The 21,979-nt window shown below is 62.3% G+C and carries 19 protein-coding genes and 1 tRNA gene; 10 read left to right on the top strand and 10 right to left on the bottom strand.

Annotation, left to right across the window (positions count from 1 at the left end; genetic code table 11):
* Positions 1-19: 19 nt before the first annotated feature.
* From HMPREF3147_RS01475 to HMPREF3147_RS01460, 4 genes are all read left to right on the top strand, one after another.
* Positions 20-280, top strand: coding sequence for a DUF2249 domain-containing protein (locus HMPREF3147_RS01475; protein WP_070443771.1), 261 nt, complete (start codon positions 20-22; stop codon positions 278-280).
* A 22-nt stretch (positions 281-302) separates the two neighbouring features.
* The gene (modA, locus tag HMPREF3147_RS01470) at positions 303-1,025 is read left to right on the top strand and encodes a molybdate ABC transporter substrate-binding protein (RefSeq protein WP_070443768.1); all 723 of its coding nucleotides are present in this window, start codon (positions 303-305) and stop codon (positions 1,023-1,025) included.
* Positions 1,026-1,034: 9 nt separating this feature from the next.
* The gene (locus HMPREF3147_RS01465; protein WP_246815683.1) at positions 1,035-2,765 is read left to right on the top strand and encodes an ATP-binding cassette domain-containing protein; all 1,731 of its coding nucleotides are present in this window, start codon (positions 1,035-1,037) and stop codon (positions 2,763-2,765) included.
* 118 nt (positions 2,766-2,883) lie between these two features.
* The gene (locus tag HMPREF3147_RS01460; RefSeq protein WP_070443763.1) at positions 2,884-3,585 is read left to right on the top strand and encodes a helix-turn-helix transcriptional regulator; all 702 of its coding nucleotides are present in this window, start codon (positions 2,884-2,886) and stop codon (positions 3,583-3,585) included.
* A gap of 1 nt (position 3,586) precedes the next feature.
* On the opposite strand, the gene thrB is transcribed toward HMPREF3147_RS01460, so the two are convergent.
* The 4 genes from thrB to argS all read right to left on the bottom strand — a co-directional run bounded on the left by thrB (position 3,587) and on the right by argS (position 9,045).
* Complete coding sequence (gene thrB / locus HMPREF3147_RS01455) at positions 3,587-4,510, bottom strand: homoserine kinase (protein ID WP_070443760.1); 924 nt, start codon at positions 4,508-4,510, stop codon at positions 3,587-3,589.
* A gap of 17 nt (positions 4,511-4,527) precedes the next feature.
* On the bottom strand, positions 4,528-5,850 hold the full coding sequence (locus HMPREF3147_RS01450) for a homoserine dehydrogenase (RefSeq protein ID WP_070443757.1): 1,323 nt from the start codon (positions 5,848-5,850) through the stop codon (positions 4,528-4,530).
* 151 nt (positions 5,851-6,001) lie between these two features.
* The gene (gene lysA, locus HMPREF3147_RS01445) at positions 6,002-7,339 is read right to left on the bottom strand and encodes a diaminopimelate decarboxylase (protein ID WP_070443754.1); all 1,338 of its coding nucleotides are present in this window, start codon (positions 7,337-7,339) and stop codon (positions 6,002-6,004) included.
* Between the two features lie 44 nt (positions 7,340-7,383).
* Entirely contained in the window at positions 7,384-9,045 is a 1,662-nt protein-coding gene (gene argS / locus HMPREF3147_RS01440) for an arginine--tRNA ligase (protein ID WP_070443751.1), read from the bottom strand.
* 235 nt (positions 9,046-9,280) lie between these two features.
* On the opposite strand from argS, the gene HMPREF3147_RS01435 reads away from it, so the two are divergent.
* The 6 genes from HMPREF3147_RS01435 (at position 9,281) to HMPREF3147_RS01410 (ending at position 16,091) form a co-directional block, all read left to right on the top strand.
* Positions 9,281-10,933 carry an L-lactate permease gene (locus HMPREF3147_RS01435; RefSeq protein WP_070443748.1) on the top strand — a complete coding sequence of 551 codons (1,653 nt, stop codon included), beginning with the start codon at positions 9,281-9,283 and terminating at the stop codon, positions 10,931-10,933.
* A gap of 324 nt (positions 10,934-11,257) precedes the next feature.
* Complete coding sequence (locus HMPREF3147_RS01430; RefSeq protein ID WP_010187137.1) at positions 11,258-12,043, top strand: (Fe-S)-binding protein; 786 nt, start codon at positions 11,258-11,260, stop codon at positions 12,041-12,043.
* Positions 12,043-13,548, top strand: coding sequence for a LutB/LldF family L-lactate oxidation iron-sulfur protein (locus tag HMPREF3147_RS01425; RefSeq protein WP_070443742.1), 1,506 nt, complete (start codon positions 12,043-12,045; stop codon positions 13,546-13,548). Before HMPREF3147_RS01430 ends, HMPREF3147_RS01425 begins: the two co-directional genes overlap by 1 nt.
* Complete coding sequence (locus HMPREF3147_RS01420) at positions 13,545-14,174, top strand: LutC/YkgG family protein (protein ID WP_070443739.1); 630 nt, start codon at positions 13,545-13,547, stop codon at positions 14,172-14,174. Before HMPREF3147_RS01425 ends, HMPREF3147_RS01420 begins: the two co-directional genes overlap by 4 nt.
* A gap of 104 nt (positions 14,175-14,278) precedes the next feature.
* Positions 14,279-15,880, top strand: coding sequence for an alpha/beta fold hydrolase (locus tag HMPREF3147_RS01415; RefSeq protein ID WP_070443735.1), 1,602 nt, complete (start codon positions 14,279-14,281; stop codon positions 15,878-15,880).
* A gap of 137 nt (positions 15,881-16,017) precedes the next feature.
* A tRNA-Arg gene (locus tag HMPREF3147_RS01410) sits at positions 16,018-16,091 on the top strand.
* A 192-nt stretch (positions 16,092-16,283) separates the two neighbouring features.
* On the opposite strand, the gene HMPREF3147_RS01405 is transcribed toward HMPREF3147_RS01410, so the two are convergent.
* The 6 genes from HMPREF3147_RS01405 to HMPREF3147_RS01380 all read right to left on the bottom strand — a co-directional run bounded on the left by HMPREF3147_RS01405 (position 16,284) and on the right by HMPREF3147_RS01380 (position 21,978).
* Positions 16,284-16,724: a hypothetical protein gene (locus tag HMPREF3147_RS01405; protein ID WP_070443836.1), complete on the bottom strand. Its 441-nt coding sequence runs from the start codon at positions 16,722-16,724 to the stop codon at positions 16,284-16,286.
* Between the two features lie 257 nt (positions 16,725-16,981).
* The gene (locus HMPREF3147_RS01400; RefSeq protein ID WP_070443732.1) at positions 16,982-17,191 is read right to left on the bottom strand and encodes a hypothetical protein; all 210 of its coding nucleotides are present in this window, start codon (positions 17,189-17,191) and stop codon (positions 16,982-16,984) included.
* Between the two features lie 180 nt (positions 17,192-17,371).
* On the bottom strand, positions 17,372-17,665 hold the full coding sequence (locus HMPREF3147_RS01395; protein WP_070443729.1) for a molecular chaperone GrpE: 294 nt from the start codon (positions 17,663-17,665) through the stop codon (positions 17,372-17,374).
* 65 nt (positions 17,666-17,730) lie between these two features.
* On the bottom strand, positions 17,731-18,240 hold the full coding sequence (locus tag HMPREF3147_RS01390; RefSeq protein WP_070443726.1) for a MarR family winged helix-turn-helix transcriptional regulator: 510 nt from the start codon (positions 18,238-18,240) through the stop codon (positions 17,731-17,733).
* 24 nt (positions 18,241-18,264) lie between these two features.
* Entirely contained in the window at positions 18,265-20,850 is a 2,586-nt protein-coding gene (locus HMPREF3147_RS01385) for an AAA family ATPase (protein WP_070443722.1), read from the bottom strand.
* A 3-nt stretch (positions 20,851-20,853) separates the two neighbouring features.
* Positions 20,854-21,978 (bottom strand): metallophosphoesterase, encoded by a 1,125-nt coding sequence (locus HMPREF3147_RS01380; RefSeq protein ID WP_070443719.1) that lies wholly within the window; start codon positions 21,976-21,978, stop codon positions 20,854-20,856.
* Position 21,979: the final 1 nt, after the last annotated feature.

Below are 21,979 nucleotides of genomic sequence, written 5' to 3'. Positions count from 1 at the left end.
ATCGAAACGGAAAAGATCAATGAACTTGCCGCTTATCGACGCCTCCAAGGGCCACGACATCCCCACCCTCAACGCCTCCGAAATCCCTCACGCGGTGCGCCACGGTGCCATCCATGGGACACTCGGCACCCTCAACGTGGGCGAAGCCATGATCCTCATAGCTCCGCACGACCCCCTTCCGCTGCTCAAAGAGGTGGACCAGCGGGAGGAGATTTTCACTCACGAGTATCTTAAGAAAGAACCACAAGACGTCCACATCAAATTCACGCGCACCGAGTAATGCTGCCGTACCCTAACGAAGCATGCGCCTTCTTAGAATTGCTGCCCCCGTCATCGCCGCCGCGCTGACTGTTGCCGGTTGCGCCTCTGATTCCACAGAGCCCTTGCAGGTGTTTGCTGCATCCTCGACAAGAGTGTTGAATGACGAGCTTGCTAGCGCCTCCGGGACTCCCCTGGCCTTCAACAACGGCGGCTCTTCTGCTTTGGTGCAGCAAGTCGATGAGGGAGCGCCCGCAGACCTTCTCCTCACTGCTTCTCGGGAGACCATGGAGAATGCACTCGCTCAGGGCAGCGTGGAGACGCCCGTGGCCTTAGCCAGCAACGTCATGGTTATGGTCGTGCCGAAAGGTAATCCTCAAGGTCTTCGCTCTGCAGCAGACCTGGAGCCCTCGGCACGCCTAGTTCTCTGTGACCCGAGCGTGCCTTGCGGAGCCATTTCCACGCGCATTATGGAGGCCAATGGCTGGCATCTGCACGCATCATCTTTGGAGAGCCAAGTCGCTGATGTCCTGGGAAAGGTTGCCTCCGGTGAAGCGGACGCCGGCTGGGTCTATTCCACCGACGCCGCCGCCAGCGAAGATGTCGAGGCCATTTCGCTCGACCACGCGGAAGACTTCCGTAATGAAATCATGGGCGCGGTGGTGGCTTCTTCATCCCGGCATGAAGAAGCGCGCGCTGTCCTCTCGCTTCTTGAGTCGGATTTTGACAGCACTTGGGAACACTTCGGCTTCACTCCGGTGAACTAGGTGTCGCGCATGATTCTGCGCGAACAGCGCCCACGAGCCCCTTGGCCGGTCATCGCCGCCGGCGCATTGGCAGCTATCTACATTCTCGCCCCAGTCCTCGCCTTGGGAGTGCGGGTGCCCTGGAGGCAACTCTCGGACACGCTGAGCTCGCCGATGACCCAGGATCTTCTCCGCGTCAGCCTGTTCGCGGCGGCGTGGTCTACAGTGTTGTCCACGTTGCTGGGCACCTGCTTGGCGCTGTGGCTGCAGCAGCTACGCCACGCCTCCCACCTGGTGAGACTGGTGGTCTACCTCCCCTTGGCCATGCCTCCCGTCGTGGGCGGCTTGGCTCTTACTGCCCTGCTGGGGCGCCGCGGACTGCTTGGTCCTGTTCTGGAGCAGGCTGGATTGCACGTGTCTTTCGCCTTCCCGGGTGTCGTGGCAGCCCATGTCTTCGTCACGCTTCCCTTCGCGGTGGTGGCGGTGGACTCCGCGCTGCGGCAACTCGATCCTGAGGTCATCGCCAGCGCGCGCGGCATCGGCTTAGGAGCGGGAACCATCCTTCGGCGCATCATTCTCCCAGCCATCCGCCCCGCTGTGTTCACCGGTGGTGCGCTGGCTTTCGCCCGCTCACTGGGTGAATTCGGAACAACTATCACCTTCGCCGGTTCCCTGCCCGGCTCGACCCGAACCATGCCGAGCGGAATCTACCTAGAGCGCGAGGTCAGCGCGGACAATGCCTATGCCCTTTCCGCCGTGCTTATTGGAATAGCCATCCTTGCGCTCACCGCCGCCGGACTGCCCCTGTTGCTGCGGCGTCGCCGCGAGCCGAAGGTGCGCATGCTCAAGCCGATGGACCCAGATGTCCTCCGCGCAGCGACTGCCCCGCTGGCACCACCCCACGATCTTTCCGTAACTATCGGCAACGCCACCACCACGTTCCGGGGCGGGCGCATGACCGCGGTGGTCGGGCCCAACGGTGCCGGAAAGACCACGCTTCTGCGTTTCATTAGCGGGCGACTCCAAGGGGCACACACCAACGCCGAACGCGTGATCATGCTTTCTCAAAACCCTGGGCTGCCGCCCACTGCCACCGTGGCTCAAGCGTTGACGATGGTGACCAAAGACCCGCAAAGGACCAAAGAGTTGATCAACGCCGCCGGACTGCAAGAGCTGGGCCATGTATCCGAGCTTTCCGGTGGTCAAGCCGCACAGGTTGCCCTCCTCCGCGCGCTGGCGGCGCGCCCGGCGGTATTGGTTGCGGATGAGCCCTTTGCCGCCATGGACGTAGAATCCGCCGCGCGTTGGCGCCACTTATTGCGCCTTTCAGCCGCTGACCGTACCACGGTCATCGTCACCCACAGCCGCGTGGACCTCGACACGCTGGCGGACGACATCCTGGTGATGGAAGCCGGCAACATCATCTCTCAAGGCTCCGCGGAGCGCCTACTGGAACGGCCCCCGTCCCGTTTTATGGCAGAGCTGGCGGGCGTCAATGTGCTTCGCGGCTACCACCAGAATGATGCATTTCAGCCAGCTCGCAACGGCGAGCACTGGGCGGCCTTTCCCCAGTCTGCGCTGCGCTTCGACCCCGCTGGCGCACTGAGCGCGACCATTGTGGCCGATCTGGGCAAAACCACCCTTATTGACATTGACGGCCAACGGCTCACAGTGGGCGAGCCAGCAGGCAACAATGCTCCCAGCGACGAGGTCTCCGTGGCCCTCGACGCCACCGCCCTCACGGTCTACACCCGTACTTAATCCATGGGATTTTACCCACGTCGTCACGCAGGTCGTGGTGCCTCTGAGCACCGCAGTGGAAGAAAATCAGGACCTCGGATGTAGAATCCTTCTAGAGTTTTTCAAGGAGTCACAGTTCATGTCCGCATTTGCTACGCCTAGCCCCCGCTCCTCCAGCGAGCTGTTTCCTGACACGATGAAGCTCTCCCCCAAGCAGCGCGACGTCCTCTCGGCCTTACAGAAATTCCCGCAAGGAGCACGGGCTGCAGAGATTGCGAAGAAGATGGGTATGCATGTCAACACCGCGCGCGGCCACCTGGATGAGCTCGTTCGCGCTGGCGCAGTGAGAGTAGTTACTGCTCCGGCGAAGGGGCGCGGACGCCCCTCACTGATCTTTCAAGTGCGGGTGCCGGACAACCGTTCAGTGGCGGAGGAATACGTCACGCTGATCAGCGTGCTTATCACAGCGCTGGCGGAAAAAGACCAGCTCAACGATTATTCCTCCGATCAGGCGCGGGAGCTTGGCCGCGAATGGGCCAAAACTGCGGCCACCAGCCATGGTGCTGAGGCACTCGGCTCGCTTTATCGGATGATGCGCGATATGGGCTTTGACCCGGTAACCTCGTCTGATCACTTCAACGAGGAGGGCCGCACTGATGTGGAGCTACACGCTTGCCCATTTGTCAGCGCCGGTGTGGAGCCCTCCCCCTTCGTCTGCGCCATCCACGATGGCTACTTGGAGCAGGCGGCTGCCGATTCCGGTGGGAGGTTAAGCCTGAAGCTGATCCCGAAGTCCGGAAACGGCGTGTGCCGAATCAACGTGGAAAAGGAGGCTAGCTAGCCTAACCGCGCTCGACGGAAACCGGCCCGGCGACCTCCAGCTCCAGCACGCGCAGGTTCTGTCCGCGGGCATCCTCGAGGATCTCTTCCTCGATGGGCTCGGTGTGCAAGACCATGACGGTGGGGCCAGCACCGGACAGGTAGGCGGCATAGCCGCGGTTGCGCAGGCGGTTGACCCACTCCGCGGTCACCGGCAGGACATCAGCGCGATAAGGCTGGTGCAGACGGTCGCGGGTGCCTTCCCACAGCAGGTCCGGATAGGCGGTCAACGCCGCCACGTTCACCGCAGTACGGGAGACGTTGAAGGCGGCATCGGCGTGCGTGACGTGCGAGGGAAGCACGCGGCGCACCGCCTGGGTTGATGCATGGAAGTCCGGGACCAAGGCCGTGGCCTTGATAGTCGGGTGCACGTCTAAGGTGGCGGCGCGGTACTCCGGGAGCGAGCGGCCGTCGACAGGCACGGTGGTCCACGAGACCACGGCGTTTCCTAGCACGGAGGCCGCGGCGTTATCCGGGTGGCCTTCGAAGGCTGAAGACAGCTGAACAACCTGCTCCTCGGAGAGCGGGAAGCCAGCCAGACCATTGCCCGCGGCCACGCCGGCTACCGCGGCCGAGGCCGAGGAGCCCAAACCACGGGACTGCGGGATGTTATTCGTGCACACCACGCGCAGGCCAGATACTTCTACGTCGGCAGCCTTCAGCGCAGAACGGATGGCCTTGACTACCAGGTGGGAGCCGTCGCGAGGAAGCTCATCGGCGCCCTCGCCGAAGATCTCTACCTCCAAGCCGGAGCGCGTGACTTCTACCTCTACGGTGTCGTAGAGGCTCAGCGCGATGCCGAGGGTGTCGTAGCCGGGGCCCAGGTTTGCCGAGGAGGCCGGGACCTGAACCGTGACCTTGGTGCCTACTTCGATATCGATACTCATTGTTGTACCTAAGCCCCTTAAACGCCCAGGCGGATGACGGAGTGAACGGCCTTGACCTCATCGAGCTCGCCGAGGGCAGCAACGATATCCTCGAGCACCGCTTCCTTCGCCGCGTGGGTGACCACGATGAGGCGGGCGGTGGCATCGCCGTCTTCCTGGCGCACGGTGCGCAGGGAGACACCGTGGCGGGCAAAGACACCGGAGATGGCGGAGAGCACGCCGGTGCGGTCTTCAACTTCCATGTCGACGTGATAACGAGTTTCCACTTCTCCGAACTCCGCAATAGGTAGGTTGGCGTAGGTGTTCTCCCCCGGCGCACGGCCGCCGTGGACGATGTTGCGTGCCGCGCCGATGACATCACCCAGCACAGCAGATGCCGTCGGGTTACCGCCGGCACCGTTGCCGTAGAACATCAGAGAACCAGCGGCCTCCGCCTCAACGAAGATGGCGTTATAGGACTGGCTGACCGAAGCCAGCGGGTGCTCCTTCGGAACCAACGTCGGGTGCACGCGGGCGTTGACGGATTCCGCACCGGTCTCCTCATCCACGAGGCGCTCACAGATGGCCAGCAACTTGATGGAGTAGCCGGCCTGGTTGGCAGCCGTGATGTCATCGGCGGTGATCTTGGAAATACCCTCGCAGTAGACATCGTCGAAGGTCAGGCGGGTATAGAAGCCCAGGGATGCGAGGATGGCAGCCTTGGAGGCAGCGTCGTGGCCCTCTACGTCAGCGGTAGGGTCGGCCTCGGCGTAGCCCAGGCGCGTGGCCTCAGCCAGCGCATCCTCATAGGAGGAACCGGTGGACTCCATGGCGTCCAGGATGAAGTTGGTGGTGCCGTTGACGATTCCGGAGATGCGCTGGATCTTGTCACCGGCCAGGGAGCGGCGCAGCATGCCGACGACCGGGATGGCGGCGGCTACAGCGGCCTCGAAGTAAAGGTCAACGTCGGCGCGGTCGGCAGCTTCAGCGAGCTCATCCGCGTGCGCGGCCACGAGAGCCTTGTTGGCGGTGACCACGGATTTACCGGCGTTGAGGGCGGCGAGGACAAGCTCGCGCGGGAAATCAATGCCGCCGATGACCTCGACGACGAGGTCGATATCATCGCGCAGGACAAGCGCCTTGGCGTCGTCGGTCAGCAGCTCCGCCGGCACGCCCGGGCGCAGCTTGTTCTTGTTGTGCACGGCGACACCGCGGATCTCCACGGGACCGCCGATGCGGTGTGCAAAAGCGTCAGCGTTCTCCTGCACGAGGCGGAAAACCTCAGCGCCCACAGTGCCAAATCCAAGCAGCGCGATCCCTACGGGTTCGCCTTCGGGCTTCTTGCTACGGTTCGTCGTCATGGTGTCCCCTTGTTGAAATTGCGAAAGATTCTTACGTGCTAGCCCATCACTATACAGAACGAGCTGTCTATTTCTATACGAAATGGCCGGCACAACGTGCGACCGGCCATGTCTTTGTGAATAAAATGCGGTGAGCTGTGCCAACGCCGCGCTAGTCGACGTCCAACGCCAGCAAGTCCTCCACCGTTTCCCGGCGCAGCATGAGCGAGGCTTTGCCGTCACGCACGGAAACTACTGCTGGGCGCAGAGCGCCGTTATAGCGCGAGGCCATCATGTACTGATAGGCGCCGGTGGTGGCGAAAGCGAGGAGATCCCCGGTAGTGATATCCGAGGGGAAACGGCGCTCGTTGACCAGAATGTCACCGGACTCACAGTGGAAGCCCACGATGCGCGAGTCCACCGGCTGGCCCTGGGTGCGGCGGTTGACCACGCGCACGTCATACTCAGAGCCATAGAGCGCCGGCCGGATGTTATCGGACATGCCACCGTCCACGGAGAGGTAGCGGCGCATCGGCAGATCCGCCTTGCCGGTCTCCACGTCCTTGACCGTGCCCACGCGGTAGACGGTGACCGCGGAGGCACCCACCAGCGAGCGGCCGGGCTCCACCAGCACGAAGGGCGGCTTGATGCCGAGTTCAGTGGCGGTTCGCTTCACGGCGTCGAGCAGGTCCTTGGCCAGCGTGGCGACGTCGAGTGCTTCCTCGTATTCCATGTAGGGAATGCCGAAGCCGCCGCCCAAGTCCAGCTCCTCAAGGGCAACGCCGAGCTCGGAGTGAATGCGCTTATATAGGCTCAGCACGCGCTCGGCGGCCAGCTTGAAGCCATCGGCATTAAACACCGAGGAGCCCACGTGGCAGTGCAGGCCCACGAGCTTTAGGTTCGCGGATTCCAGCACCGTGCGAGCGACATCGAAGGCGGCGCCGGTGGACAGGGAAATGCCGAACTTTTGATCCTCATGAGCCGTGGCGATGAATTCGTGTGTGTGGGCATCCACGCCGGGCTTGACGCGGATCATCACCGGCTGCACACGGCCGGCGGCCGCAGCAATGCTGTTGAGGCGCGAGAGCTCCTCCGCGTTATCCAAGACCACATGGCCAATCCCCTCGTTTACGCACAACTCAAGGTATTCGTCTTCCTTGTTGTTGCCGTGCGCGGTCATGCGCTCCGGTGGGAAGTCCGCAGCGAGCGCCAGCTTGGCCTCGTTGAGGGAGGCCACGTCAAGGCACAGGCCCTCCTCATCTACCCAGCGGACGATGCGCTTGGTGATGAAAGCCTTGGAGGCATAGTGCACGTGGTCGGGGCCGCCGAAGGCCTGGGCCATGTCCCGGCAGCGTGAGCGGAAATCCTGCTCATCAAAGACATAGAGCGGGGTGCCGTATTCTTCGGCCAGGTCGGTCAGGGAAACGCCGCCGATCGAGACCACACCATCGGAATCACGAGCAGCTTTGCGCGGCCACACGTGGGCCGGAAGAGAATTGAAATCAGTCATCGATACCTTGTCTTATATCTTCTCCGTCTTACATCTTCTCCGTCTTACATCTTCTCCGGTGCGCTGACCCCAACCATGGTCAGGGCATTGGCCATGACCTGGCGGGTGGCGCTGGCCAGGGCGAGGCGCGCAGAGTGAATCGGCTCGGTCTCTTCACCAGCCTTCGGCAACACCTGGCACTGGTCATAGAAGCGGTGGAACACGGCGGCAAGCTCCTCGGCATAGCGCGCGATGCGGTGCGGTTCGCGCAGCGTGGCGGCGGTGGCCACAACCTCCGGGAACTCGCCCAGGGTGCGAATGAGGTCGCCTTCCTTATCGTGGGTGAGGAGGTCGAGGGGGGCGTCGGCAAGCGCGGCAGTATCGAAGCCCAGCTCTTCTGCCTTGCGCAGGATGGAGCAGATACGGGCATGTCCATACTGCACGTAGTAGACCGGATTATCCGCAGACTGCGAAGCCCACAGGCCTAAGTCGATGTCCAGGCTGGAATCCACGGAGGAACGCACCAGGGAGTAGCGCGCACCGTCGACACCGATGGCCTCGACGAGGTCATCAAGAGTGATGACGGTTCCGGCACGCTTAGACATCTTGACCGCTTGGCCATCGCGGACCAGGTTGACCATCTGGCCGATGAGGACCTCGACGGCCTCCGGGTCATAGCCCAAAGCCTGGGCGGAAGCGCGCAAGCGAGCGATGTAGCCGTGATGGTCTGCGCCCAGCATGTAGATGGCCAGGTCGTGGCCGCGGTCAAACTTATCAGCCACGTAGGCGATATCGCCGGCGATGTAGGCGGCGTTGCCATCGGACTTGATGACCACGCGGTCCTTATCATCGCCGTACTCGGTGGACTTCAGCCACCATGCGCCCTCAGACTCGTAGAGCTTGCCGTTGTCCTTGAGCTTTTGGATGGCCTTCTCCACGGCACCGGACTCGAAGAGGGAGTTCTCGTGGAAGTAGACATCGAAGTCCACGCCGAACTCGTGGAGGGACTTCTTAATCTGGGCGAACATCATCTCCACGCCCGCGGAGCGGAAGGCTTCCTGGACCTCGGCATCGCTGCCGTCGAGGGCGTCCGGGGTCTGCTCCAGCACACCCTGAGCGATCTCCTTGATGTAATCGCCGCCGTAACCGTCCTCCGGGGTCGGCTCGCCCTTGGCGGCAGCCACGAGGGAACGAGCGAAGCGGTCGATCTGGCCGCCGTGATCGTTGAAGTAGTACTCGCGGGTCACCTCCGCGCCGGAGGCTTCGAGCACGCGGCCCAGCGAATCACCCACGGCAGCCCAGCGGGTTCCGCCCAGGTGGATCGGGCCAGTCGGGTTCGCGGAGACGAACTCCAGGTTGATCTTCTTGCCCTGGTAGGTGGTGTTGCTGCCGAAGTCTGCACCGGCATTGAGCACCTGGGCCACGATGGCGCCCTGCGCTGCGGCAGCGAGGCGAATGTTAAGGAATCCCGGGCCCGCGATGGAGGCCTCATCGATGGCGTCGTTGCCGGCGAGGGCATCCGCCAACCACTGCGCCAGCTCGCGGGGCTGGGCACCAGCCTTCTTGGCTACCTGGAGTGCCAGGTTGGTGGCATAGTCACCGTGCTCCGGGTTGCGCGGGCGCTCCACGGTGACAGTCTCTGGCAGGACGGAGGCGTCCAGTTCATGCTCGGTGAGCACGGCAGCGGCAGTGTTCTTGATCAGGACGGAAAGATCTTCAGGATTCATAGGGCCAAAGTCTATCGTCTCCGCCGCTGGGAGGCGCTATCAGGTCGCAGAGGTTAGCAAGGTCACTCACCCCCATCAGGTGAACAATGCGGCACAGCGAAGCACCAAGTTCTACCCTAAAGGCGTTATCTGAATCGATCCAACCTTTCGCCTTCTCGCTTGGCCGACACATGCGGTGCCGCATGCCGGGTTTCTCCACAAAGACGCCAGCGGGAGCCAACTGGAATTGAGTTTTATGTCAACCTTCAACATCACCACCGACGCCATTGCTGGCAACGTCGGGCTCACCGCGCTGGTGTCCACGCTGCCGCTCATCGCGTTCTTCATCATGCTCCTAGGGCTCAAGGCCCGCGCTCACTCCTCGGGTGCGGTAGCGCTTCTCGTCGCGGTTCTCATCGCCATTTTTGGCATGGGCATGCCAACCGGCATGGCTTTGTCCTCCGCGGTGCGCGGCGGGCTCTTCGGCCTCTTCCCCATCGTCTGGGTGATCATTACTGCCATCTGGTTCTACGAGGTCACCGTGGCCTCTGGCCGCTTCAATGACCTGCGCAAGACCTTTGACCTCTTGGGCGATGGCGATATTCGCATCCAGGCCATTCTCATCGCTTTCTGCTTCGGTGGCCTCTTGGAGGCGCTCGCCGGCTTCGGCGCTCCGGTAGCAATTACGGCCACCATGATCCTGGCGCTGGGCGTCAAACCCCTCAAGGCAGCCACCACCGTGCTCATCGCCAACACCGCACCCGTGGCCTTCGGCGCGGTAGGCATCCCGGTGACCACCGCAGGCTCCGTGGGCGGCCGTACCGCCGAACAGACCGCTGATATCGCCGGACTGATTTCGCTGCAGGTCCTGCTCATCGCCGCCGTCGTGCCTTTCTTTATCCTCTTCATCCTTGACGGCATGCGCGGTGTTAAAGAAGCAGGTCCCGCCGCCGCTGTCATCGGCATCTCCTTCGCCATTGCTCAGTGGGCCGCGGCCACCTTCTTTGCCTACCAGCTCACCAACGTCGTGGCTTGCATTGTCTCCCTCGGCGCTGGCTTCCTCTTCCTGCGTGTGTGGAAGCCCAAGGGTGTGGACAGCCTGCGTGAGCGCATGGAGTTGCCCGCCCAAGAGGAGGTCACGGACCTCAACGGCAGCCGCATCTGGATGGCACTGCTGCCCTATGCCGTGGTCACTGCAGTCTTCGCAATCGCCACCGCATGGCCTGCCATCTTCGGCTTCCTGCAGCTCAACGTTGCCTGGCCGCTTCTCGAAGGCACCGTCTTCGACGCCGAAGGCCACGCCATGGATACCGCGTTTAAGTTCAACGTGTTGGGCAACCCGGGCACCCTGCTGTTGATTTCCGGCATCATCGTGGCTGTTATCTACATGTCCTTCAACGAGAACGGCCGCTACACGCTGGAGGCATCGGCACCGCTAGCTAAGTTTGGCGAGGTTATCTCCCGCATGAAGTTCTCTGCGCTGACCATCATCCTGGTCCTGGCGCTGGCCTACACTATGAACTACTCCGGCCAGACCATCTCCATCGGCCAGTTCGTGGCTTCTGTCGGAGGTATCTTCGCGCTCTTCTCCCCCGTCTTGGGTTGGATTGGTACCGCGGTTACCGGTTCGGATACCTCCGCTAACGCACTCTTTGCCAACCTGCAGGTCACCGCCGCCGAGCGCATCGGCGTCAATCCGGACCTCATGCTGGCCGCCAATACCTCCGGTGGCGTTGTGGGCAAGATGATCTCCCCGCAGTCACTGGCCATCGCCGCCACCGCCGTGCAGATGGAGGGCGAGGAATCCCGCATCTTCAAGGCGGTCGTGGGCTACTCCGTGGCCTTCCTCGCCGTCGTGTGCGTCATCGTCTTCCTCATGACCAACGTGCTGGGCTTCTTGGTCCCCTAAAAGGATTTAGCCATAAAGTTCTACACCACTAACTACCCCCAGATTCGGGCGTCTTCATCGCCCAGTCTGGGGGTTGCCTCATATCGGCCGCGACCGCTGCGACCATCACCGCACGTTAGGAATTTCACAACATTAGTGTTGCGATAAAAAGCCAGGTAGGAGGGGTAATCCCGTGTCGATAATGTGAGTTTTGGGCGGTAGGCTCAAAGGTACACACTCGAAAAATGCCCAGTGCGGCTGTCCTGGTAGCGCGCATCCGAGCACAACTCCGCTGTGCACAGCACGGGACAAGCCACATGGAGGCAGATTAAGGAGCGCTCACAAATGCGAATAGCATTGTTTTCCACCTGCATCGGTGACTCACTTTTCCCCGATGCCCACAAGGCCACGGCCCTGATCCTCTCCCGCCTGGGCTACGACGTCGTCTTCCCCGAGGAACAGACTTGTTGCGGCCAGATGCACATCAACACCGGCTACCAGGAGCAGACCTTGGGCATGATCCGCACCTATGCGGACGCCTTCGCGGATCCCTCCATTGATTACGTGGTTTCTGCCTCCGGCTCCTGCGTGGGCGCCGTGCGCGAGCAGCACGAGATGATCGCGGACCGCTTCGGCACCTCCGCTGATGTGGACGGCGCCAAGAAGGCAGCCGGCAAGACCCTGGACTTGCCGGAGTTTCTTGTCGACGTCGCCGGTGTCACCAACGTCGGCGCCTTCTTCCCTCACCGCGTGACCTACCACCCCTCCTGCCACGGCCTACGTTTCCTCAAACTGGGTGACCGCCCCTACCAGCTTCTTAAGGAGGTCGAAGGAATCGACCTCGCCCCGCTGCCTAATGCTGAAGAGTGCTGTGGCTTCGGCGGCACCTTCGCGCTCAAGAACGCCGAGGTTTCTGCCGCGATGGTGGGTGACAAAACCCGCCACATCCGCGAAACCGAGGCCGAATACGTCACCGGCGGTGACTCCTCCTGCCTGATGAACATCGGTGGCGCTTTGGCTCGCCAGCGCTCCGGTGTTCGCGCTATCCACCTGGCGGAAATCCTCGCCTCCACCAAGGAACACCCGTGGACTCCCACCTCCGCGGCCTACTCCAAGGAGAAGATGCTCTAATGACTTCCTTCCTCGACACCACCCCTCCCCGCGCCCCAGAAGGCTACGGCAACCTGCGCGGATCGAAGGCCTTCGTGCCGCTGGCTCACGTGGGTCTCAACAACGCCACCCAGCGCCGCAACCTGCACCACGCCACCACCACGATTCGTGACAAGCGCCAGCACGCCGTTGATGAAACACCGGACTGGGAGCAGCTTCGCGACGCCGGCTCTGCACTCAAGGATGACGTCGCCGTGCGCATGGGCGAACTGCTGCTCCAATTCGAAGAGCAGGTGACCAAGCGCGGAGGCATCGTCCACTGGGCACGCGACGCCAAGGAAGCCAACGAGATCATCGAGGGGCTTATCCGCGAAACCGGTGAGACCGACGTGGTCAAGATTAAGTCCATGGCTACCCAGGAAATCGCTCTCAACGAGCACCTGGAAGAGGCCGGCATCCACGCCCAGGAAACTGACCTGGCGGAGCTCATCGTCCAGCTGGGTGAGGACAAGCCTTCCCACATTCTGGTCCCGGCTATTCACCGCAACCGCGCGGAGATCCGTGACATCTTTGTCAACAAGATGCCGAATACGGATGACTCCCTCAAGGCCGAGCCGGCGGAGCTGGCCGAAGCATCCCGCCAGTTCCTGCGCGAGCAGTTCATGAAGGCTAAGGTCGCCATCTCCGGCGCCAACTTCGGTGTGGCAGAAACCGGCACCATCAACATCGTGGAGTCTGAGGGCAATGGCCGCATGTGCCTGACCCTGCCGGAGACCCTCATTACCGTGATGGGTATTGAGAAGCTGGTCCCGACTTTCCAGGACCTCGAGGTCTTCCTGCAGCTGCTGCCGCGCTCCTCCACCGCGGAGCGCATGAACCCGTACACCTCCATGTGGTCGGGCGTGACCGAAGGTGACGGCCCGCAGAACTTCCACATCGTGTTGCTGGATAACGGCCGCACCGCTGCACTGTCCTCCCCCAAGGGACACGAGGCACTCAAGTGCATTCGCTGCTCTGCCTGCCTGAACGTCTGCCCGGTCTACGAGCGCGCCGGCGGCCACGCCTATGGCTCGGTCTACCCGGGCCCGATCGGCATCTCCCTGACGCCGCAGCTGACTGGCATGAAGGACCACAACGATCCGTCGGCAAGCTTGCCCTACGCCTGCTCCCTGTGTGGCCGCTGCGATGAGGTGTGCCCGGTGCGCATCCCGCTCTCCCAGGTCATTCTGGAAAACCGCTACCAGAAGGTCACCCACGCCACCCCGCCGGTCGAGGAGAAGCTCTTCCAGGTCGTGGAGCTGGTGTGGAAGAACCCGAAGATTTGGAACCAGATCACCCACATGGTGGCGCTCGGCCGTGTCCTCGGTGGTTTCAACGGAGTCATCGACAAGCTGCCGCTGTTCATGTCTGGTTGGTCCGAGGTACGCGATACTGCCGTTCCGCCGAAGAAGTCCTTCCGCCAATGGTTCAACACCGACGAAGCTCAAGAACTCCTCGCCCAAGCCAAGAAGGAGGGCATCAAGTGACCACCGCCAAAGAGGAAATCCTCAACCGCATTTCCGCCGCCCAGAAGCAGGCTGGCCTGCCGGACCACGTAGACATTCCGCGCGAGTACCAGAAGGAAGGCACGCTCAACGAGGATGAGCTGCGTGAGATGCTGGTGGACCGCCTCGAAGACTACAAGGCTGATGTGCACGTCACCGATGAGTCTGGGTTGAACTCCACCCTCGTGGACATCCTTAAAGAGCGCGGTTGCTCGAACGTCGTCTACGCACCCGGCATGGACGCTGGGCTTCTCGACGGCTTCGAAGGCACCACCACCCCAGACGACAACGCCAAGGACCCGCGCGAGCTCGACGCCGTCGATGCAGTGGTGACCGAATCCCACGTCACCTCCGCCCAGACCGGCACCATCGTGCTCGAGTCCAATGAGACCTGTGGCCGCCGCGCGCTGACCTTGGTGCCGGACCGTCACGTGTGCATCGTGCGCAAGGACCAGATTGTCTATGGCGTCCCGGAGATGGTCTCCCGCATGAACCCGGAGCGCCCGGCAACGTGGATCTCGGGCCCTTCCGCGACCTCGGATATCGAGCTCTCCCGCGTGGAGGGTGTCCACGGCCCGCGTGATCTCATTGTGGTGATTGTTAAGTAATGTGACGTTCGGGGGCACCCGCCCCTTCCGAACACTCGGCTCACATCACCCCCGGCGCATAGGATAAGGCACGTACTAATTAACGATTCTAGGAGCCTTATTCTATGCGTCTTTCTCGCGTTTTAGGCTCGGTGCTGGGACCCGTAGCTGTTGCTGCCGGCCTGGTTGCCGCGCCCGCTGTTGCCCACGCAGACCAACCCACCATCAAGTGGGGGCCGTGCCCGGAGGGGGTCACTGAGGAGCGCGCCGAGTGCGGTCACGTTACGGCTCCGACCTATCACGATGCGCCGGAAAAGGGCACCATCGACGTCGGACTCATTCGCCTCAAGGCCACCGGCGAGCGCAAGGGCAGCCTGTTTACCAACCCGGGCGGCCCGAGCGGCGATGCATACGCCTGGGTGAACAACGCGAATTGGCCAGACGAGATTGAGCAGGAGTTCGACATCATCGGCGTCCAGCCGCGCGGCCTGCGCGATTCCGGCGCGCTGAACTGCTCCATGACCGCGGCCACAGGCAATCCGCTAGAGACTCTCACGAAGGCAGGTGCCGTTACCCGCAACAACTGCGAGAAGAACACCCCGGGCTACACCGACTCCCTTACCACAGAGAACACCGCCCGCGACTGGGAGGTTGTACGCCAGGCACTCGGCGATGAACGCATTAACATCGCTGGCCTGTCCTACGGCACCTTCCTGGGGTCGACCTACGCCACTCTCTTCCCGCAGCACACCGACAAGGTGGTGCTGGATTCCGGCATGAATCCGGACATGGCCTGGAACCAGATCTTCGCATCCCAGCAGGCAGGCTACGAAAATGCCCTGCATGACTTCTTTAACTTCGTGGCGAAGAACGATGACACCTACCACGCGGGCAAGACTCCGCTGAAGGCCTACGAGCGCTGGTCTCAGATTGTCGCCGCCGAGGCCGGCGTGCGCCCCACCGTATTGCCGCCGGACGCCGAGATTGGTGATCTCCCGCCGGGCCTCGAATTCGCCGGCCAGCCGGGCGCGAATATCATGACCGCCACGGGCGAACTGCGCGTGCAGGCCGAGCACCTCGCAGGCAAGGCATCCAACCCGCAGGGCATCCAGGCTACCTCCCCTACCCTCCAGGTAACGCGCGACCAGGTAGTCCCGCGCCCAGAGGCCTGGGACGCGATGGCCAAGCACATCGGTGGCATCGAACCGCTCGACTTCAACGCAATCGAGCCGCAGGCTAGCGAAGCGGACCAGGAAGCTGCGATCCAGAGCCTGGTGAATACCCAGAGTATGCAGAACATCATCATGTGCAACGAGAACACCGCCCCGATGGATCCGACGCGCATCCCGGCCTTCCTGTGGTCCAACTACGTCACCGTTGACCCCTTCACGCTGTTTAACTCCATGTACGCCTCCGGCGTCGGCTGCGGTGGCCGCGCACCAATCACCAAGCCGGTACAGGTCAGCGGCGCGCAGCTGGCTACCAAGCCGCTGCAGATTCAGTCCACCGGCGACCCGCAGACCCCGTATGCCTTCTACCGCGGCCTGTCTGACCCGATGCAGTCCCGCGTGGTGACCGTCCACGGCCCGGGCCACGGACACTTCGCCATGGGAAACCAGGCTGTGAACCAGATTGTGGTGGACTACCTGCGCACTGGTGACGTCCACACCGCGGATGCGCCGGGCTTCTTTGACCAGCCCCAGGCTCAGGAACAGCCCGCCCAGTAGTAGGAACGGCGGGAACCATGAAGGAGTGGCTGTCCTAGCACTCCTTCTTTCCCATCACACCCCCATCGGCGTGAGGCCAATTACTGCGCTTCAGTCTTTATAGGCTAGAATCGCATCGTTGGCATTTCGCCAGCAATGCCCTTGTAGCTCAGCGGATTAGAGCATCGGTTTCCGGTACCGAAGGTCGCAGGTTCGATCCCTGTCAGGGGCACTTTTTCATGCCCAAACCGCCCCGCACTATGCCGCGCCTCGGCCCACCGTTTCAACGACGCCACGTGTGCGGGGCAACCGTGCGCATTTTGCATTCCCCCAGACCTGAAACCCGCAACCTGCAGGTGGGCGTCGCCCAGCGCTTGCCGACGTCTCACCACCCACCCCGGGATCGAGGTCTGGGAATATGGAACTAGCGCAAGCGCGCCTTAATATCCGCAGCCACTTCCTCCGGATTCTTCGCCGAAGCGAGAAGAGAGCTTCGGCCCTGTTCAATGCGCACAGTCGGCCCGGACACGATGTACGCCGAATCTCCGTCGACAATGCGCGGGCCTGCGCCTTCCTTGAGCCCGGTCGCGGGACCGACGCTCGCCCCGGTGATATCGCTGAGTGGAATCCTCTTCGTGAATATGCCCAGGATAGAGACCGCAACGTCGTCGTCACTCACGACGATCTTCACCCGCATCAGAATGCAAGCCACAGTTGCGGCGAGTACCAGGGCGCCGAAGAGGATGGCTGCCCACGTGGAATCAATCATCGTGGGAATCACAGCTGCCACGACGGCAAGGCCAACGATAACTCCCAGCCACAGGAGCGGGCCGTTGAGATAGCGAACGTAGATGCGAGAGTCCATGGAGTTCAGGCTATCGGATGAATACACTCCCTGCCTGATAGATACTCCCTTCGCGCTCACCGAGCATGTTTGTGGCAGCAGATTAAGGCCCACGGTGAGCGCGAAGGGCGCGGGCGAGAAGTGAGTGAGCGCGAAGAGAGACGGATGAAAGGTTGAGAAGGCGGCAGGTGAGAAGGATGAAGCCCCAGCAGGCAATTCTGCTGGGGCTTGAAGTCAGCTGTTTTCCCCGCTTGGCGGCAGCGTGAGGAGCGAACCAGTTACTGGGTGATGTACTGGTTGACGATCGGCTGGGTGATGTCCAAGGTGCCGTGCTCGATGTAGTACATGCCGAACATCAAGGCGCCCAGCATCACCACGGAGAGAAGCATGGAGGGAATCCACTGAACGAAGACGGATACCCAGCCGTCAGCCTTGTCACGTGCAGCTGCTTCGCGCTGCTCCTGAGCCAAATCGCGCTCGCCGATCATGTTTAGTCCTTTCACTTAGCTCCCCTAGCCAGACTGCGCTCTCATTGAAGCTGTCTTTAAAAAGCATGGGGGATGCTCGCCCTTTAACACAGAGTATCTTAGCAGTTTATGCAGAGCCGTCCGTAGTTAAACGCAGATATTTCCGCCGCTATCCGCCTTTAGTTTGACACCGACTGTGGGCTAGACCCCAGGGTCCTCATTGTTATTGAGCGCTTCGACGAAATCTTCGCGGTCCTGGAACATGCGCTCAATATCTTCTTCCGCGCCGACGATCCACAGCTGCGAAGCGTCATCGAAAGTCAATGCACCCTCCGGATGCTGTTCAAGGGCAGTCTCAAGTGCGGTGGCTTGTTCCTCAGTGAGCTCCTCTAGGTCCTCAACGGGGCCTACCTGAGCGCTGAGCTCTGTCAATGGGGTGATGCCATACGTGGTGTACTGGCGCTGCGGATGCTCAAACAGTTCTTGTCCCATCATGGTGCGGGAAAGTCACCTCCTAGTGCGTAAACGGACGGGCCCTACTCTACTCGCGCTAAGCGGAGCTAGTCGGCGTGGAGGCCCAAGCGTTCATCCGGAACGAAGCCCTCATAGCCCGGAAGGTTGCTCTCTGAGAGGACCCCCTCACAGAATCGCAGGAGCGCAGGGGCATCGGCAGGATCGAGGTGATCAAAGACCATGCGGCGTACGGACTCAACGTGCTCAGGCACCGCCGCCTCAAGGCGCTCCTGTCCGAGCTTCGTCATAACGACTTCAACACCGCGCGCATCGCCCGCGCACTTTTCTTTGCACACCAAACCCCGCTTCTCCATGCGGGTGATTTGGTGGGAGGCGCGGGAGCGGTCCCAGTCCAGTTCCGAGCACAACTCGCGCAAACGCAGCGTGTGCTCAGGTGCCTCCGAAAGCGAGACGAGGACTGCAAACTCCGCCGCAGAGATATCGCTACAGGCTAAGAGAGTTTCCTCCATGCCGCGATTAATCTTGCGAATGCTGGCCAGAATATGCCGCCAGAGGTTCTGTTCGCTTTCGGTGAGCCATCGAGTGTCCGCTGTCATGGCTCATACCCTACACGCTAGGACTTAGGAGCTTGTAAGTTTCTCCATATCTAAGTCCGTGCGCCCAGATACCCACGAGTAGCGCTGCGGCATACAGGTCAGCACAATGACCTGCGTGTTCCTTCCAGCCTTGCTAAACAACGCCGCCATGAGCTGAAGGCGCTGTGAGTCAGTGGAGCCCAAGGCGTCATCGATGATGACCGGCACCGGTTCTTCAGAGACCAGCTGCGCTATGGCAAAGCGCGTCAAGATGCTCAACTGCTCCTTGGCGCCACCGGACAGCGCGTTGAAGGCTACGGTCTCACCATTGCGGCTGCGAGCCTGGACCTTGAGCTCTTCTGAGAGTTCAAAGTCCACATCGCCACCGAAGACCGTGCGGGCCAAGCCGTTGAGCGCCGCGACAAACGGCGCGGCATAGCGCTGGCGGGCGGCGTCGCGATGGCGCAGCATGAGCGTACGCAGGTAGCGCGCGGCATTCGCACGGCGCTCGACAGCGGCATGGCGCTCACGAGCCACTTCGAGCTCCGCGGCAGCTTTCTCTGCATCCTCAGCTGCACCAGAGTGCATAGTGATAAGCCCGTTAAACTCGCGCATATCGCCAACCGCCGCATTGACCGCTGCGTTCAGCGAATCAACGTGCGTGTGTGCTCCCCTAGCTAGCTGCTCTGCGGTGTCGACATCCACGGTGGACATCTCCTCCAAAGCCGCCTTCTCCTTCGCCAGCTCAGTCCGTGCTGTCTCAATCGCGGCGGTCACCTCGGCATCACTGAGCTGGGCGCGGGCGGCCTCTACGGCTGCGGCCTGAGCATCACGCTGCATCGTGGCCTCCTCCGCACGGACCATCGCCACCTCCAGTGCGGCGCCCGCCTTGTTCTCGCGGTAGGGTGCCAGGGCGCGGTCGAGCTCATCCAGCTTCCTGCGCAGCTCCTCTTCTTCCTGCTCCACGACGTCGAGCTCCCGCGGCTGTGCGGTGGAATCGGTAGAGCCGCCGGGCCCCTCGGTGTCCGCAACATCGGCCGCGCCCGCCTCGAAGCGAGCACGCAACTCACCCAGGTCCTCCCCACCCAGTGCCGCAGTGAGTTCGCGGGCCGCGGTATCGGCAGCGGATGCTAGCTCTATGTGTTTTTCGTGGGTGGCACGGGCGGCCTCCACGTCCTCGCACCCGGCGTCTTCCAGCAGGCGTGTGAGCTCCGCTCGGGCTTTCTCCACGCCTTCCTCACCGCTATCGCCCGCACCGGCTGCATAGCGGGCGGTAATGTCGCCGATCTTCAGCGTGGTGCCCTCGCGCAGTTCGACTGCCAGTTCTTGACCGCTCTCCAGCGCACATTCTTCGCCATCTACGCTAAAGGAGCCCTCGCCAGAAAAGTAAAGCTTGGCCGCCGCAGCCGCGCGCAGGCGCTCCTGGACGGTGACCTCGCGTGCAGCGTCCTCCAAGGCCTGAAGGTTCGGAACGTCGGGAGTCGCGGCCAGTTCACGGCGGCGGGACGCCAAAGTCTCTTCCAGTTTGTTCAGTGCTTCGAGGCGGGTACCCAGGGCCTCGCGTTCAGCGCGTTGCTGCGCGCGGCGGGCGCGCTGGCGCTCCTCGCGCACGGCCTCATAGCGCTGGTGGACCTCGGCGTGCACTTCTTCCAGCTTCGCTCGGGCGGCGGCTTCTTCCTCGGCCCTCTCGCGGGCTTGAATAACCGCTGCGGCGGCACGCTCAGCAGCCTCGGCAGCTGCGGCATGCTCAGCAACCACAGCTTTACGGCGCTCCGCTTCCTTCTCCGCGCGCGTCACAGCCTCCGCCGCCCGAGCCACCGCCGCCTCCTGCGCGGTGACTTTCTCCTGGGCGGCCCGAGCGGCGAGCAGCTCACCGTCACGGCGCTCGCATTCTTCCGCGGCTGCCGGCAGAGCGGCTTCAGCCTCGGCTTTCTTCAGCTCGGCGGCTTCATAGCGCTCCACCACGCCGTCGAGTTCGCGCAGGCCGGCCTCGGCGGCAGCGTGCTTCTCCTCAGCATCCGCCAGCGCAGCAATGGCAGCCTTATAGTCTCCTGCCGGCTTGTCTGTCTTCGCGGTGAAGTACTCCTTATATTCCGCTTCGATGCGCGTGAGCAGTTCAGAATCTTCTGCCGCGGCACTCGCCCCGGTTTCTTCTTCGAGTGCGGCGGTTAGGGAAGGAATGCCCACCGCGGCGATGCCTTGGTGGGGGTCGTCCTGGCGGACGAAGAGGGCGTCGAGAAGCGCGCGGTCCACGTTCTCACTAAGGATGCGCTCCAACTCCCCATCCGCCTCGGCACCGGTCCACTGGCCCGGGCGCGGGGAGAAAACATGCAGCTCCGAGGTGCGCTTCTTCACCCACCGCTTGCGAATACGGAAGCGGTAAGGCCCCACGGTTGCCTCCAGCGTGACCTCAGGTCCCACATCGCGGCCGGCAGGCTGGAGCGCCCTCACCGGCTTGGAATTTGCCGTGTGCTTTTCCGTGAGCACGAAATCGATGGCCTCCACCAGCGTGGACTTTCCAGCTTCGTTCGGCCCACCGATGACCACCACCCCGGTCTCCGGGAGGTCCTTGATCTCGAGGTGCTCCACGCCTCGGACGTTGTTCAGTTCAACAGAATGCAGCTGCATCATGGTTTAGGCTCCCTTCGCGCTGAGGCGGAACAGCAGGTTGGCGGCGTCGCGGGCAGTGGGATTATCTAGGTCCTCGAGCAGCTCCGCTAGCGCATCGGCGGCGTACCCGCTCAAACTCAGCTCGCCGAGTTCTTCTTCTGAGGGCGCCAGATGCAGGTCCATGGTCCTCTTGCGCGGCTTGAGGGAGGCAAAGACCTCCTCCATCTCCGCCAGGCCCTGCTCCAGACGGGCCTGCGCGCTCAAGCCCACGGTGCCACGCAGGCTGTACTTCACCGCGGTACGAATCTTCTCCGGAACGGCATCGAGCTCCGCAAGAAAAGCCTCGACCTCCTCCAGTGAGTTAACGTCCGCATCAATCGCCCGGAAGTCCCAGCGGCCAACGTGGTGCTTGGCCACGTCCACCCGCTCTCCCTCAACGGTCACCACCAAGGCGTTGCCCGAATCGCGCTCCCTATCGTCGAAGGCCGTGGTCTCCGGGCTGCCGGAGAACCATACCTTGCCGGTAGAACCGAGAGATTCGGTGGAGTGTGTATCCCCCAGCGCCAGGTAATCGATAACACCCTTATCCAGGCATTCTTCCACGAAGGCGAGGTCGATCGTATCGGCATCCGAGTCCTCGCCCTCGCCCGCGCGGGATTCCACCTGGCCGTGGCCCACCGCGATGCGAACCGCGCCCTCCTCGGCAGGCTCTAAAGGCTCCAGCGCACGGCGCACGAGGTCATAATTAGCCCGCTTAGACAGGTAAGGGGCACCAACGATCTCCAAGCCTGGGCGAACCTCAATCGGCTCCGAATCAGCGATCACGTGCACGTTATCCGCAAAGGAGTTGAAGAAGATGGAATCCGCCACGAGCGGATCATGGTTGCCGGGCAACAAGTAGACCGGAACCGGCAGGCGCTTGAACATATCCTTCGCGCGCAACAGCGTGGTTTTGCTCAAGGAGTTGTGCTCGAAGACGTCACCGGCCACAACGATGAACTCGGCACCCGTCTCGGTGGCCAACTCCCCCAGCCGCAAGACCGCTGCTTCGCGGTCATCATCAAAACGCGACTGCGCCGCGGGACTTAAAAACCAGCGGGTCATGCCCAGCTGGAAATCGGAGGTGTGGATGAACGTGACCGCGGCCATG

The organism is Corynebacterium sp. HMSC05D03, assembly GCF_001807205.1.
Taxonomy (GTDB): Bacteria; Actinomycetota; Actinomycetes; order Mycobacteriales; family Mycobacteriaceae; genus Corynebacterium; species Corynebacterium aurimucosum.
The sequence above is the reverse complement of the archived record's forward strand: the minus strand, read 5'-3'. Positions and strand labels throughout refer to the sequence as shown.

Excerpts from the sequence above, each read along its gene's own strand:
- lysA (WP_070443754.1), bottom strand. The coding sequence starts at position 7,339 with ATGACTGATTTCAATTCTCTTCCGGCCCACGTGTGGCCGCGCAAAGCT.
- modA (WP_070443768.1), top strand. The coding sequence starts at position 303 with ATGCGCCTTCTTAGAATTGCTGCCCCCGTCATCGCCGCCGCGCTGACT.
- HMPREF3147_RS01390 (WP_070443726.1), bottom strand. The coding sequence starts at position 18,240 with ATGACAGCGGACACTCGATGGCTCACCGAAAGCGAACAGAACCTCTGG.
- HMPREF3147_RS01395 (WP_070443729.1), bottom strand. The coding sequence starts at position 17,665 with ATGATGGGACAAGAACTGTTTGAGCATCCGCAGCGCCAGTACACCACG.
- HMPREF3147_RS01415 (WP_070443735.1), top strand. The coding sequence starts at position 14,279 with ATGCGTCTTTCTCGCGTTTTAGGCTCGGTGCTGGGACCCGTAGCTGTT.
- HMPREF3147_RS01435 (WP_070443748.1), top strand. The coding sequence starts at position 9,281 with ATGTCAACCTTCAACATCACCACCGACGCCATTGCTGGCAACGTCGGG.
- HMPREF3147_RS01460 (WP_070443763.1), top strand. The coding sequence starts at position 2,884 with ATGTCCGCATTTGCTACGCCTAGCCCCCGCTCCTCCAGCGAGCTGTTT.
- argS (WP_070443751.1), bottom strand. The coding sequence starts at position 9,045 with ATGAATCCTGAAGATCTTTCCGTCCTGATCAAGAACACTGCCGCTGCC.
- HMPREF3147_RS01385 (WP_070443722.1), bottom strand. The coding sequence starts at position 20,850 with ATGATGCAGCTGCATTCTGTTGAACTGAACAACGTCCGAGGCGTGGAG.
- HMPREF3147_RS01425 (WP_070443742.1), top strand. The coding sequence starts at position 12,043 with ATGACTTCCTTCCTCGACACCACCCCTCCCCGCGCCCCAGAAGGCTAC.
- HMPREF3147_RS01475 (WP_070443771.1), top strand. The coding sequence starts at position 20 with ATGAACTTGCCGCTTATCGACGCCTCCAAGGGCCACGACATCCCCACC.
- HMPREF3147_RS01450 (WP_070443757.1), bottom strand. The coding sequence starts at position 5,850 with ATGACGACGAACCGTAGCAAGAAGCCCGAAGGCGAACCCGTAGGGATC.
- thrB (WP_070443760.1), bottom strand. The coding sequence starts at position 4,510 with ATGAGTATCGATATCGAAGTAGGCACCAAGGTCACGGTTCAGGTCCCG.
- HMPREF3147_RS01405 (WP_070443836.1), bottom strand. The coding sequence starts at position 16,724 with ATGGACTCTCGCATCTACGTTCGCTATCTCAACGGCCCGCTCCTGTGG.
- HMPREF3147_RS01400 (WP_070443732.1), bottom strand. The coding sequence starts at position 17,191 with ATGATCGGCGAGCGCGATTTGGCTCAGGAGCAGCGCGAAGCAGCTGCA.
- HMPREF3147_RS01465 (WP_246815683.1), top strand. The coding sequence starts at position 1,035 with ATGATTCTGCGCGAACAGCGCCCACGAGCCCCTTGGCCGGTCATCGCC.
- HMPREF3147_RS01430 (WP_010187137.1), top strand. The coding sequence starts at position 11,258 with ATGCGAATAGCATTGTTTTCCACCTGCATCGGTGACTCACTTTTCCCC.
- HMPREF3147_RS01380 (WP_070443719.1), bottom strand. The coding sequence starts at position 21,978 with ATGGCCGCGGTCACGTTCATCCACACCTCCGATTTCCAGCTGGGCATG.